The 13,873-nt window shown below is 39.2% G+C and carries 11 protein-coding genes; 2 read left to right on the forward strand and 9 right to left on the reverse strand.

All coding sequences use genetic code 11. The features are described 5' to 3' along the window. Positions 1–2 precede the first annotated feature (2 nt). The 5 genes from B9N65_RS02200 to pheS all read right to left on the reverse strand — a co-directional run bounded on the left by B9N65_RS02200 (position 3) and on the right by pheS (position 7,176). Positions 3–1,679 carry a 30S ribosomal protein S1 gene (locus B9N65_RS02200; RefSeq protein WP_087582624.1) on the reverse strand — a complete coding sequence of 559 codons (1,677 nt, stop codon included), beginning with the start codon at positions 1,677–1,679 and terminating at the stop codon, positions 3–5. Positions 1,680–1,759: 80 nt separating this feature from the next. Then, positions 1,760–2,584: a 4-hydroxy-3-methylbut-2-enyl diphosphate reductase gene (locus B9N65_RS02205; RefSeq protein ID WP_021089707.1), complete on the reverse strand. Its 825-nt coding sequence runs from the start codon at positions 2,582–2,584 to the stop codon at positions 1,760–1,762. Continuing rightward, complete coding sequence (aroA, locus tag B9N65_RS02210; RefSeq protein WP_021089617.1) at positions 2,565–3,851, reverse strand: 3-phosphoshikimate 1-carboxyvinyltransferase; 1,287 nt, start codon at positions 3,849–3,851, stop codon at positions 2,565–2,567. Before aroA ends, B9N65_RS02205 begins: the two co-directional genes overlap by 20 nt. Then, positions 3,848–6,184, reverse strand: a complete 2,337-nt coding sequence (pheT, locus tag B9N65_RS02215; protein ID WP_087582625.1) for a phenylalanine--tRNA ligase subunit beta — start codon at positions 6,182–6,184, stop codon at positions 3,848–3,850. Before pheT ends, aroA begins: the two co-directional genes overlap by 4 nt. After that, positions 6,181–7,176 carry a phenylalanine--tRNA ligase subunit alpha gene (pheS, locus tag B9N65_RS02220; RefSeq protein ID WP_004317202.1) on the reverse strand — a complete coding sequence of 332 codons (996 nt, stop codon included), beginning with the start codon at positions 7,174–7,176 and terminating at the stop codon, positions 6,181–6,183. Before pheS ends, pheT begins: the two co-directional genes overlap by 4 nt. A gap of 118 nt (positions 7,177–7,294) precedes the next feature. Here pheS and B9N65_RS02225 point away from each other — a divergent pair, with 118 nt between their 5' ends. Next, positions 7,295–7,648 carry a histidine triad nucleotide-binding protein gene (locus B9N65_RS02225; protein ID WP_004317216.1) on the forward strand — a complete coding sequence of 118 codons (354 nt, stop codon included), beginning with the start codon at positions 7,295–7,297 and terminating at the stop codon, positions 7,646–7,648. Between the two features lie 58 nt (positions 7,649–7,706). Here B9N65_RS02225 and B9N65_RS02230 read toward each other — a convergent pair whose 3' ends face one another. Genes B9N65_RS02230 through B9N65_RS02245 form a run of 4 tightly spaced genes read right to left on the reverse strand, consistent with a single transcriptional unit; the run spans position 7,707 to position 13,618 of the window. Further along, the gene (locus B9N65_RS02230; RefSeq protein WP_087582626.1) at positions 7,707–10,586 is read right to left on the reverse strand and encodes a histidine kinase; all 2,880 of its coding nucleotides are present in this window, start codon (positions 10,584–10,586) and stop codon (positions 7,707–7,709) included. Next, the gene (locus tag B9N65_RS02235) at positions 10,576–11,310 is read right to left on the reverse strand and encodes a hypothetical protein (RefSeq protein WP_087582627.1); all 735 of its coding nucleotides are present in this window, start codon (positions 11,308–11,310) and stop codon (positions 10,576–10,578) included. The genes B9N65_RS02230 and B9N65_RS02235 overlap by 11 nt, the downstream gene beginning before the upstream one ends. After that, positions 11,307–13,124, reverse strand: a complete 1,818-nt coding sequence (gene uvrC / locus B9N65_RS02240) for an excinuclease ABC subunit UvrC (RefSeq protein WP_087582628.1) — start codon at positions 13,122–13,124, stop codon at positions 11,307–11,309. Before uvrC ends, B9N65_RS02235 begins: the two co-directional genes overlap by 4 nt. Further along, on the reverse strand, positions 13,118–13,618 hold the full coding sequence (locus B9N65_RS02245) for a hypothetical protein (protein WP_180385113.1): 501 nt from the start codon (positions 13,616–13,618) through the stop codon (positions 13,118–13,120). The genes uvrC and B9N65_RS02245 overlap by 7 nt, the downstream gene beginning before the upstream one ends. Here B9N65_RS02245 and B9N65_RS10975 point away from each other — a divergent pair. Then, positions 13,601–13,768 carry an LptM family lipoprotein gene (locus B9N65_RS10975; RefSeq protein ID WP_012001408.1) on the forward strand — a complete coding sequence of 56 codons (168 nt, stop codon included), beginning with the start codon at positions 13,601–13,603 and terminating at the stop codon, positions 13,766–13,768. The genes B9N65_RS02245 and B9N65_RS10975 overlap by 18 nt on opposite strands. The last annotated feature ends 105 nt before the right edge of the window (positions 13,769–13,873 follow it).

Genomic DNA, 13,873 nt, shown 5'->3' on the forward strand with positions numbered 1-13,873 from the left:
TACTAGCGTAATTGTTCTTTTATGATGTCGCCAAGTGTTACTTTGTCGTCGTTGTCGTTGATCTCATTTAACACTTCACGCTCTTTTTGTTTTGCTAAACGGCGTATGCTTAGGCGAATTCTATTTTTCTTCTCATCGATAAATGCGATAGCGGCTTCGATCTCATCGCCGATCTTTAACGTGCTAGCATCTACGCTACCTAGATCTTCTTTGCGGATTAGCGCATCGACATTATCACCAAGCTCAACAAATACACCAAACTCTTTAATGTCACGGATCGTTCCTTTTACGATATCGCCTACACTAAATTTATTAGCAAATGCCTGAACTGGACTTTGTTTTAGATCTTTTAGACTTAGAGAAATTTTTTGCTCAGCGCTGTCGATTTTGATGATCTTTACTTCTAGCTCATCGCCAGCCTTAAACATATCTTTGCACTTGTCATTTCTATCCCAAGATGCATCTTCGTTGTGTAGTAAGCCCTCAACGCAACCTACTCTAACAAATGCACCAAAATTTGTGATAGTTGTCACAACGCCTTTTACTACATCGCCCTCTTTGAATTTAGCTTTAAATTCATCAAATGGCTTTGGAAGTAAATTTTTAAGGCTCACTCTTAAGCGGTGTCCTTTTGCGTCTATTTCGATAACCTCAACATCGATCTCTTGACCTTCACTGATGTGATCTTTTGGATTTTTGATATTTTTATCCCATGAAATTTCAGATATGTGTAAAAATCCTTCAATATCATTTCCAAGATCAACAAATGCGCCATAAGGCTCGATATTGCTAACTGTTACTTTGATAGTGTCGCCAACTTCTAGTCCATCATTTATGATCTCTTCCCAAGGATCTGGAGTAGCAGCCTTGATAGATAGAGATAGGTGGCGTTTTTCGTTGTCATAGCTGATAACTTTAACTAAAACTTTATCGCCTTCTTTGTATAAAGAGCTAGGATTTACTGGCCCTTTGTAGCTTATCTCGCTGTAATGCACAAGTCCGTCTACGCCGCCTACATCAACAAACATACCATAAGTTGTGATCTTCTTAACTGTGCCCTCTATAACACTATCGTTTTCTACTATGTTTGATAGAGCTTCTTTGCGTTTTTTGCGATCGTCATCTAAAATTTTCTTTCTTGAGACAACGATACTATTCTCTTCTTTATCAACTTTTATAACTCTTACTTTGTATGATTTTCCAACTACTCCTTCAGCGTTTTTAAATCCGCTGTGCGTTCTTGGTAAGAAAAATTCTACGCCATTTGCGTCTTGAGTGATAAAACCACCTTTATTTTTTCCAACTACTTTTACGTCGATTTCGCCAGAATTTTCAGGATCGTAAGCTTCGATGAAAGCTTTAACTTTCTCTTTTCTAAGTGCTTTTTTGTGCGACACTATAGGTCTTCCATTTCTTGATCCAGTTATTACAACTTTGATCGTATCGCCAACTTTATGCGTCAGGTTGCCGTTTGCGTCAGTGATCTCAGAAACATTTAAAATGCCTTCTGACTTCTTGCCAACGTCGATTAAAACCTCATCGCCATTGATACTGACGATCTTTGCGTCACTATCTTCTTCAGTCTTTTTAAAAGACTCCTCTAACATCGCAGCAAAATCGATATCTTCGATATCTTCATCTTTTGCTTTTCCTAATTGAACACTTTTGTTCACAGCCATCTTGATCCTTTAAATTTTATTATGCCAGTAGAGGCAAATTGGCTTATTATAGTTAATTGTGGCTTTAGCTAGGATAAATTTTATACTTTTTTGATTCTATCAACGACTTTTTGTATGATCCAGTCAGGCGTGCTAGCACCCGCACTTATGCCACACAAATTTTTGCCATCAAACCATGATCTTTCAAGCTCTTCTTCGCTTTCAATGAGATAGCTATCTTCGCAGAAATTTTTAGATATTAGGTAGAGTTGTTTTGTGTTCGAGCTGTTTTTACCGCCGATTATTATCATCACGTCAGCTCTTTTTGCTAAATTTTTAGCAGCCTCTTGGTTTTCAAATGTCGCGTTGCAGATCGTGTTAAAAACGCGCAGCTCTTTTACATGAAGCATGAGATAGTTTGCGATATGCATAAATTTCTCAACTTTTCTAGTAGTTTGGCTAACAAGCGCGACCTTTTGCTTAAATTTGATACCCTCTAGCTCGCTCTCTTCAAGCACGACATAGACATTACCCTTGGCATACGACTTCACCCCTTTTACCTCTGGGTGATGCATGTCGCCAAAGATCACCACATCATAGCCCTCTTCGCTCATTTTTTCGCAAATTTGTTGTGGCTTTGTCACAAACGGACAAGTTGCGTCGATCACTTTTATGTCAGTCTTTTTTAGCTCTGCAAGGTCGTTTTTAGTGATGCCATGAGTGCGGATGATCGCCTTTTTCTCATCTTTTAGCTCGTATATGCCCTCAAGCGTCTTTACATTGTAGTTTTTCTCAAGCCTGTTTATTTCTTCGTTGTTATGTATGAGCGGGCCAATAGTTGCGGCATCTCCAGCGTTTTCAGCTATCTTTATCGCCCTTTTTACGCCAAAGCAAAATCCATAACTACTAGCAAGCTCGATCTTCAACTCTAGCTCCCATTTTCTTTAAAATTTCAGCAAAATTTGGAAACGAAGTGGCGATAAATTCGCTCTTTTCTATCTGCATGCCACATTTTAGTCCAAGTATGGCAAAGCTCATAGCGATCCTATGATCTCCGTGGCTGTCTATCTTGGCAAATTTCGCCTCAGAGCCATTTATGATAAAGCCATCTTCAAGCTCGCTAGCATCGACACCGCACTGCTTTAGCGCATTTATCGTGACAGCTATCCTGTCGCTCTCTTTTACGCGAAGCTCTTTTGCGTTTGTTAGCTTGCTTTGACCCTTAGCGCAGGCAAATGCGATGGCTAAAGCTGGGACTTCGTCGATGAGCCACGAGATATTTTCGCTAACCTCTACACCTTTTAAATTTGGCGAGTATCTAACCTCGATATCGCCGATATCTTCGTATTTGCTTGAGGTTTTGTAAAATTTTATCTCAGCGCCCATTTTTTCTAAAACTCTGTAAGCTTCGATGCGAGTTTTATTTAGCAAGATATTTTTTAAAATGATATGCGAATTTGGGATGATTAGAGCTGCTACCGCGAAGAAAAATGCCGAGCTTGGGTCATTTGGCACGTCTATGTCAAGTGGCGAAAGTGGGCCTTTCATCGGCCCTAGCGTGATCTCTAGCTCGTCACGCTTTATATCAGCTCCCATGCCTGCAAGCATACGCTCAGTGTGGTCTCTGCTTAGCTCAGGCTCGCTAAATTTGCAGCCATTTGAGTAAAGAGCCGCTAGCAAAAGCGCACTTTTTACCTGAGCTGAAGCGATCTTGCTATCAAAACTAAATCTTTCAAATTTAGTCCCTCTTATGCAAAGAGGGGCGTTGTTTGCGTTGTTTGCGCCATCTATCTTTGCACCCATTTCATTTAGAGGCTTTGCTATCCTTGCCATCGGGCGAGAATTTAAATATTTATCGCCACTTAGCACGAAAAAGCCGTCCTGCACGGCTAATAGCCCCATAAAAAGCCTCATCGCAGTGCCTGAGTTGCCACACTCTAAAATTTCATTTGGCTCTTTTATCTTTTGTGGCGGAGTGATCGTTATTTCAGCGCCGTTATCTTCGATCTTTGCGCCAAGGAGCTCGACTATTTTTAAGGTATTTAGCGTGTCGCCTGCTCTTAGGTAGTTTCTAACGCGAGATGGCTTGTCGCTTAAAAGCGAAAACATCGCACATCTATGCGAGATAGACTTGTCAGCTGCGATGTCATCGATGGTTAAATTTAGACTTTTTTCTAATGGATAAATTCTCATCTTATTCCGATATTTAGTTTCTCTTTTAGCTCGCTTAAAATTTTATCCATAAGCGCGTTTATATCGTCATCTTCGAGCGTTTTTTCCATATCTTGAAATGTAAATTTAAGGCTAAGGCTGATCGCGCCGTTTAGTTTTGCATCTTTATAGATATCAACTGGCAAGAACTCTTTTAGCTCTTTTAAATTTAGCCCTCTTATGCACTCATAAATTCGTCCAGCCTCGAAATTTTCAGGCACGATGAGGCTAAGATCCCTTGTAGTGCTTTGGAATTTTGAGTAAGGCACTGCTAAGATCGGCTCAAATTTAAGCTTTGCAAAATCAATCTCACAAACATAAGTTTTAGGCAGATCCCTTTTTGCCTCTACTCTTGCATCGACTCTGCCGATATAGCCGATCTTTTCGCCATTTTGATATATGTGTGCTTGCTCGTATGGGCTAAGATACGATATTTCGCGGCAAGGTTTTAGCTCAAATTTACCTATGACATTTTGCACCATCGCTGCAAATGCGTAGAAATTTGCCTCCTCGCCCTTTGCGCCGTTTATGAGTGTTGGCTCTTTTAAGAGGCCTGATACGACAAAGCCTAAATTTAAGCCTTGGTTTGCATTTTCGTCAAAAACTTCGCCAAGCTCAAAAAGTCTAACTGAGCGTTTTGAGTTTTTGATGTTTTTCTCGCTTGAGCTTAGGAGGTGATTAACAAGTGCTGGTCTAAGCGTGTTTAGCTCGTTGTTTATAGGATTTAGTATCTTGATCTTGCAAGGTTTGAAATTTAGCTCACCTAGCTCATCAAGGCTGTCAAATACGTAGTGCACGCTTTCAAAAAAGCCATTGTCGGCTGCACGGTGTCTTAAATTTAAAGCATTTTTATAGTCAAAATATGTCTTATTTAGCCTATTTTTCTCTGCAAAATTTAGCGGCGTTGAGGCGATATTGTCGATGCCTATTATCCTTACGATCTCCTCGCAAATATCATGCGAATTTACGATGTCGTGGCGAAACAACGGCACTTTTACATTAAAGCTCTCTTGCTCAACATTTACCGCGATCTCAAAGCCAAGTTTCTTTAAAATTTTAACGACATCGTTTCTAGCAACCTCTTGACCGATCATATTTTTAAGCTCACCAAGTGAGATGCTAAGCGTGATAGGCTCGGTGTTTAGAAGTGATTGTTGTGATCCTGCAAAAAGACTTAGGCTATCTTTAAAGCCAGCTAGCCTTTTAAAAAGATAGTCTGCGCCGTAAGCTAAATTTGGCTCGCTACCACGGCTTGAGCGATAAACTTGATCGCCTTTTGGTAAATTTTTATTTTCAAAAATAGCTTTTGAAACAACATCTGGTTTTACGTAGCTAGCCTCTACCAAGATCACCTTTGAGCCTTCATCAACTCTAGCCTCATCGCTTTGGTAAATTCCAGCAACGCCTAAATTTTTATCTTCGCAAAAGACCACGCACTCGCCATTTTCGCCATTTTTGATGTCAAAAACTGCTTTTTCGCCCTCGCCCACAAGCTTAGCGTGATCATAAGCTCTAAACAAGACGCCCGTGCAAAATGTCGCGTATTCAAGCAGTCTTTCTACTAAATTTGTCTTTTGACAATCAATTAGAGCTAGCCTCAAGCGAGTTAGTAAATTTTCATTTAATGCATTTTTTAGCTCAAATGCCTTATACAAAAATGAGCCATTTACCTTATCTTCGGTTCGCACAGACGCGATCCTGCCGATGCCTAGTAAATTTTCGCTATCTTCATTTTCGTGGCTATCTTTCATATTTAGATCAAGTGCGGTGCAAATTTCTCTTGCGATGCCGTGTAAATTTTGGCAGTCGCCCCTGTTTGCTGTGACATCAACCTCGATGATCACATCTTTAAACGCTTCAAATTCACCAAGACTTGTGCCAAGTTTTAGCTTGCCGATACTCTCATCAAGTGGCAAGATACCGTCATTTGTCTTAGGTAGCCCTAGCTCAGTTGAAGAGCAGATCATACCGCATGACTCGATGCCTCTTAGCTTTGCCTTTTTGATCTCAAGACCATTTGGCATCGTCGTGCCAATGAGCGCTACTGGCACAAACTGACCAGCCTCGACGTTTTTGGCACCGCATACGATCTGAAGCGTTTCGCTGCCAACATCAACCTGACAAACGCTTAGTTTATCGGCGTCTGGGTGCTTTTCTCTACTTTTTACGTAGCCAACAACGACGCTTTTTGGTAAATTTATCTCTTTATAGCTATCAACTTCTAAGCCGATAGAGTTTAATGTCTTTGAAAGTGTCTCGCCGCTAACCTCGCTAAGGTCGATCCACTCGTTTAACCAATGCTTTGAAATTATCATTTAAACTGCTCCAACAATCTTAAATCTCCCTCAAAAAGTGACCTTAGATCAGGCACTCTATGAAGCAACATCGCAAATCTCTCAACCCCAAGACCAAAGGCATATCCGCTTACATTTTTATAGCCAACTGCCTTAAATACATTTGGATCGACAACGCCACATCCAAGCACCTCAAGCCAAGTAGTCTGCTTGCACACCCTGCAGCCCTTGCCGTGGCAGAATATACAACTAATATCAACCTCTGCGCTAGGCTCCGTAAATGGGAAGAAGCTAGGGCGAAAACGCACTTCAACGTCGCCAAACATGTGCTTTAAAAAGCCCTCTAGCATTGATTTTAAATTTGCAAAGCTAACTTTCTCAGCATCCTCCACCACAAGACCCTCGACCTGGTGAAACATCGGTGTATGCGTTAAGTCCATATCACGTCTAAAGACCGTACCTGGCGCTATCATGCGAATAGGCGGCTTTTGATTTAGCATAGTTCTCACCTGAACTGGGCTCGTATGCGTCCTTAAAAGTCTAAAATCATCTAGGTAAAATGTATCTTGCATATCCCTTGCTGGGTGGTATTTTGGTAAATTTAGCGCCTCAAAGTTGTGAAAATCATCTTCTATAAGCGGCCCAGTCTCGAGCGAGAAATTTAAAGCTAAAAAATACTCAATTATCTTATCCATTGTAGCCATCACAGGGTGCAGCGCCCCGCTAGCGACAGGCTCGTTAAAGAGCGTGATATCAGCGGCCTCTTTTTTCATCTTATTATCTATCTCTTGCTCGCTAAGCTCAGCCTTTTTGGCTTCTATAAGCGCGCTTAGCTCATCTCTTTGCTTGTTTAAATTTGCTGCAAATTCCTTTTTCTCATCCTCGCCAAGCTCTTTTAGCTTTGCAAAGCCTTGCGCCAAGATGCCCTTTTTGCCAAAAATTTCTACCCTGACCTTCTCAAGATCATCAAGAGTTGAAATTTCATTTTTGATTTTGTTAATGAAATCTTGCAATTTTTTACCTTTATGAATTTTTGCATCGATTTTATAGAAAAAGAGTTAAAATCAAGATAAAAAGCGCGAAATTTAAGCACACTTTGATATAATTTCTCAAACTTTCAAAGGAGCTAAAATGACCATATTTGAAAAGATCGTTGCTGGTGAAATTCCTTGTAACAAAGTGCTTGAAAGCGAGAAATTTCTAGCTTTTAACGACATCAACCCAAAAGCGCCGATCCACATCCTCATCATCCCTAAAAAACACTACAAAAACTTCCAAGAGATGGATCCAGTTTTGATGGGTGAGATGACTAAATTTATCCAAGAAGTGGCGAGCTTAATGGGCGTTGATAAGAGCGGTTACCGCCTCATAACAAACTGCGGCGAAAACGGCGGTCAAGAGGTTATGCACCTACACTTTCACCTACTTGCTGGCGCAAAACTTGGCTGGAGCGAAGGCGTAGCTGATCCACAAAGCACATTTTAAAAATAAAATTTAGACTCTTTTTGAGTCTAAATTTCACTTCAAATTTTTACTTCAAAACTCAAACCTTAAATTTTATAAACTTAAAGTTATTCTTTAGTTCATTTTGAGTCGAATTTATCTCGCCAAGCTCTGATTTTACGAAGTTTGTAAGCTCTATCTTGCTAACGCTTGGAGATAGGATTTTTATATACTCTTTTTGGTTTTTAAGCTCTAAGTTGTTGCTAAAAAGAAGCACTCTGGCATCTAGCTTTAGCCCAGCTCTAAGCTCAGATATTGTAGCTAAAAGCTCTTTTATATCAAAGCCCTCTGCCGTTTCATCCACAAGCGCTAGCGAGCAAGGTTTTGTCTTTATCTTTATCAAAAACTCGCTAAAGCTATTTGCGACCTCAAGCGTGTTTTGAAACTCGCCAAGAGCGCCAGCAAATATCTTATTTTCAAGCTTCGTGCTCTTGTAAATCACTATATTTTCATTTTTGCTAAAGTATCTATTTTCTTTACTTGGCTTATAGTTTTTTATAAATTTAGGCAAAATTTGATTTAGCTCATCTTTGCTAAAAGGCTTTCTGATCTTCTCATCAAAAGCTGGCAACAGCTCTCTTTCAGGGATATTTGAGGTATTTGAGACCACAGCGACTAAATTTAGCTTCTCTTCTTGAAGCGATCTTATCTCTTTTACGAAATTTGCCACGCCATTTTCAAAAAATGAAGCATCGATAAAGACTGCGTTAAATCTATTTAAAAGCAGTGCTTGCTTAAGCTCTTTATGGCTGCTAACGCCTATGACTTCGCAGTCTAAGAAGCTAAAAGCGCGCGAAAACATCTCAAGGCTAAGTGGGTTTTTGTCGCAAAGCAAAAAGAGCACCTTCTCTTCAGCCAAGCTCTCGCCCCTATTTTTCTCCATATAGACAAGCCTTGCAACGCTAAGTGGCGTGAGCGGATCTTTTAACAAGACCACATTTTTTATATTTATATTTTTACTAGCACTTTGCCTTGCAAAGACGATGTCGTAGTTTTTCGCTAGTGCTTGGTTGTTTGAGATGATATTTTGAAACCTAAGCCCCATATCTTCTAAAGTGGCTGCAAAAAATTCATTATATTTTGCATTTATATCAGGCAGATACGCGATCCTTAGCTCGTGATTTAGGCTGAAATTTTGCAGTTTTTGCACCTTTTTTAGACTAAGGATAAATTTAAACTCATTACCAGCTCCGCCAAGCGTGCTTATGTCAAGGCTTGAGTTAAAAAGCTTTAGATAAAAGCTAGCAAGTCTTAGATAAAACTCGCTCTCTTCATCATTTATCTCATTTTCATCTTCTGCGTTTAAAGCTTTTATCTGCTCTTCATTTATGAAAATTTGATTTGTCCTTATCTTTGTTTCGATTAGCAAAAGACCACTTTGGCTAAGGGCGTCGCTGACATTTTTTATCTCTACTATCAAGTTGGCAAATTTATCGCATTTTGTCACGACAGCTTGCATGATGGAGCCAAAGACGACGCTTATCTTCTCGCTATCGCCCTCTAGCTCGTCGCTAATGTTTGCGTCAAGATAGGTTAAGAAATTTAGCTTTTTCTCTTGCGTAAAAGGTATCTGCGCTTCAAGTATGTTTGAAAATAAAATTTGTGGGTTAAATGGCTTTAAATTTAGTCCAACTTCGCCATTTCTACTATCAAGCAAGCCTTTTATATTGCTGTAATTTATCGCGATTATCTGGCTATTTTTTTCTAAATTTTCAAAAACAAGCTCATTTTTTACCACGTTTTCATCTTTTTTTAGCGTAGCAACCGAGCTTAAAATTTGCTCTTTTGAGAGGTAAAATTTCTTATTTAGCCTAACTAGCAGCCTATCTTTTATCGCTGCAAAGCTTCTTTCTTGCTCATATTTTTGAAGTAGCTCTTTATATAGCGCGATGAAATTTTCTATTAAATTTTGTGGATTTCTATCGCCTCTTTTTAAAACCTCATCTCTTACAAGCCTCATTTTTTTGTTTAAATTTTCTAGAGCTTTTAGCCAGATATATGTTTTATAGCCAGCGTAAAATAGCCAAAGCGATAGAAAAAACATCAAAAATGTTAGACTAAGCACCTTTACTCTAAAGTTATCATTTAGTCTCTTTAGCTCGTCACTTAAGACATTTGCTATCTTGCTAAAGAGCTTGGCTCTATTGCTTTCAAAGGTATATATCTGCAAAATTTCATCACGTGTTAGCTCATTTTTTAGCTTTAGCTTAAGGCGGATCTCGTCATAGCCCTGAGAGATCTCTATATTATCAAGCCTATCTATATCTCTTATTATGTTGTCTTTTATGTCGCCATTTGGGAGTAAATTTGCATTTATATCGTTGTATTTAAGGCTATCTAGAGATTGTTTTAGCGAACTTTCGGTAATTTTTTCTTTACCCATAAGCACGGCCAAGATGTGCTCTTTTGTGGTATTTACGTTTTGAAGCAGCTCATAGGTTCTAAGTAAAGAGAGTATATGACGCTTGATATCAATGTCTAAAGCAACATCTCTAAATAAAATTTGCCCACTTTCAACAGCAGAATTTGCTAACTCAACAAAGCTAAGAAACGAGAGATTAGAGCTCTCCCAACTTGCATTTGCGTTTTTTAAAACTTCATTTAGCCTATCTCTCATTCTCGTGTCATCTGGTGTGTTAGAAAGGCTGTTTGATAAACTTTTTACAAACAAATTCTTAGCAGCATTTGCCTCTCTTAAAGCCGTCTCGTCTTGTGGCGACCTAGTTTGGCTGTATCTTTCGTAAGCTATTCTTTCTGAAACGATCGCATCTAAGGTTTTTCTTATCAAACTTTCTCTTTTTACCTCACTATTTATGCCATAAGAGATCCTAAATTTATCAAAGTAAAGTGCGCCATTGTAAAAGCAAGCCAAAGCCGCCAAAAATATCGGCAAAAGAACTAAAAATTTACTAACCCTCATTGCCAAGCCTTTTTGAAAATTTATTGCAAAGCGTGCTTATTTCGCTTAGTCTTTCGTTTATCTGAGTGATCTTTTTAATCTTGTTTGGTCTGGTAAGTAGTGCATCGAAATTTGCCACAAGCGGAGTGATCTTTAAATTTAGCGCTGGCTCTTTTAATATCTTTATGCTCTCTTCTAAAAATTTAGTATCTCGCGCTTGCACCGCACTTTGGATAAAGATCATCTTGTCTTTGGCCTTGCTTAAAAATATACCAAGATAGGTCGCAAACTCGCTTTTGCTTAAATTTAAAAAGCTAGCCGTTTCGCTAAACCAGCTCTCGTTTAAGACCTCTTCTTCTTTATCCAAAAGCTCTTTTTCATCGACCTTTAAATTTGGCAAGCGAAGTTTGGTCTTTGCTTTTATCGCAGCTTGCTGGTTTTGGCTGTAAATTTCTGTTTGATCGAGGATTAAAAGCTCAAAATACTCTTCATTTTTTACTGAGCTGATCTTTGAAAATTTAAGCGTCGCATTTAAAATTTTGCCGTTTTTGGTCTTTAAATTTACTCTTAAATTTGGTCTTTTAGCTAGATAATCTATAAAAACTCCAGACTCTTTGTAGTCTAAAACTAGCTCGTCAATGTCTTTATGCTCGCTTAAAAACTCCCTTATATCTTTAAATTCAAGCAGACCAAGAGAGATATCTCCCATCGCTAAAATTTGACCGTTTTTGTCGTATATTATCACTTCAAATTTCCTTCTTTGAGCGTTAAAAGCTTTGCTGCTACGCTTTTGTTTGTTATTTTTGCCACTTCGTCTAAATTTGCTTCGCTGATTTTATCAAAACTTCCGTAAAAGCTGATTAATTTCGCGATACTGCCCTCAGAAACGCCAGCTTGTCTTAGCACTGATCTTTGCATATCGTTTTTCTGCCTTGTTTTTCTGTGAAAACTGATGACAAATCTATGGCTCTCATCGCGCATCTTTTGGAAAAACTGCAGCTTTTTATCGCTCGTGCTTAGGCTAAAGCTGCCATTTTTTGTATAAATTTTATCTTTTGCCTCGCCCTTTGCGCGGTGAGCTTTGGCGTCTATTTTTTCTTTTGAGATAGCGATCACATCGACGTTTGCCCCGCTACTTGCTAAAATTTCACAGGCTAAATTTAAAAGCGCCTCGCCACCGTCAATGACCCAAAGATCAGGCGGACTAAGCTTATCAAACCTAAGCGCTCTAGCAGTGAGGCTCTCTCTCATCTGATCGTAGTCGTTTTTAGAGCTTAGGTGCATATGGCGGTAGTTTTGCTTCGCCCACTCGCCATGCTCATAGCGCACCATCGCCCCGACACTTGCCTCGCCAAAAAGGTGTGAGTTGTCGTAGGCTTCGACCACGTAAGGCGTGTGAGCTAGATTAAAGTACTCTTTTATCTCGTTTAGTAGCTCATTATCGTGCGTTTTTAGATATTTTTCGATGCTAACTTCAGCGTTTTTTGTAGCGATCTCGCAAATTTTACGCTTGTCGCCTATTTTTGGGCAAGTGATGCTAAATTTACGTCCAAATCTCTCGTTTAAAATTTCCTCCACCAGCTCGCTATCTTCAAAGTTTTCATTGACGTAAATTTTGGTGCTGATTATTGGCTGACCAGCGATAAAGCTTTTTAAAATGGCCTGCTTATAAGCCTCGTTTATCTCATCTTTTTGAGCGTTTTTAGCCTGCGTGATATCGGTTTTTACGCCTGTTATCTTGCCACTTTGCACGCTAAATCTCACCGCGCAGATCATATCATGCACGCAAGCGACTGAGTAGGCCTCAAAGTCCTCAAGCTTAGCAAGATCAACCTCGACCTTTGTTTGCATATTTTTAAGCGTTTGCATCTTATCTCTAGTCGCGGCTGCTTGCTCGTAGTCTTCGGCCTTGGCGTAGTTTAGCATGAGCTCTTCAAGGCGAGCGATTAACAAATTTGGATTTTGCAAAGCGGCTGTGGCATCGGCAACTATTTTGGCGTAGCTCTCTTTTGAAATTTTACCCTCGCACGGGGCGTAGCAGCGTTTTAGCTGGTAAAATAGGCAGGCTTTTTTGCCTTTGATGCAAGACTTTTTCTGAACTAGGTTGAAATTTAGATAAAGCGCCTCAAGTAGTTCGCCAGCTCCACTAAAATATGGCCCAAAATAACGTATATTTGAGCCTTTTACCACCTTTCTAGTGATCTCAAATCTCGGAAATTCGTCGTTTAAATTTATAAAGATATAAGGGTAGGTCTTGTCGTCACGAAGCAAGATGTTGTATTTTGGCTTAAGCTGCTTGATGAAGGAATTTTCTAAGATAAGCGCGTCTGCCTCGCTTGGCGTGACGATGTATTCAAGATGCACGGCCTCGCCTATCATCTTTGAAATTCTTGGGCTTAGCTTTTCAGCTGGAGCTAAGCTTGGGGTAAATTTAAAGTAGCTTTTGACCCTGTTTTTTAAAATTTTGGCCTTGCCGACATATAAAAGTCTGTTTTGAGCGTCAAAATACTGATATACGCCAGGCTCGTTTGGAAGCGTTCTTATCTCGTCTATTAGCATCTTGCCTGCTCATTTTTCTTTAGCAAAATTTCTCTTAGCTCTTCAAATTTCTTATAAATTTGCTCATTTGTGGCTAAATTTTTAAACTCGCCCTTGCTAGCTGGCGTGATGAAATTTGACCTTTGCGTAGGTTGTGGCGTGAAAAATTTTAGATATTTGCTCACGATAAATCTTATATTTTCCTCTTTTTTGTTTTTTATATAGTTGATCTCATTAAGAGGTTTTGGCTCGATGACGCTTGCAAAAATGCTATTTTTATTAAATTTGCAAAAGGTTTTTAATAACCCTTTTATATCATTTATACTACTATCACGTCTAAGCTCCAAAAGCCCTGAGGGATGAGTGAGAACGAAGGTTAAAATGCCTTCTCTAACATAGCAAAAAGCTATATAAAATCGCTTTGCTTTACCCATGAGGCGAAGAAGCTCTTGGCACTCGTCTGCCATGCTTAATTTTTCTTTATACAAAGGATTTTCGTGGATAGTATCTATCATAAATTTGGCGTCTTTCATAAGGCAATCTTATCATCTTTTATTTTAATTTTCGCTCTTTTTGCACTTAGTGGCTGCGGCTACAAGGACGATCCATTTTATGGCGATGCGCCTGTGAAAGAGAAAAAAACTGACAAGATCAATAAAATTTGATCTTAAATTTCGCGTAAGATAAAAATGTAATGCAAGCTTAATAAATTTAACTAACCTAAATTTTAGGCTCATTTAAGTAAAATACGCAAATTTTTATCTTACAAG

It is taken from the genome of Campylobacter concisus (assembly GCF_002165815.1).
In the GTDB taxonomy this organism is placed as follows: Bacteria; Campylobacterota; Campylobacteria; order Campylobacterales; family Campylobacteraceae; genus Campylobacter_A; species Campylobacter_A concisus_BH.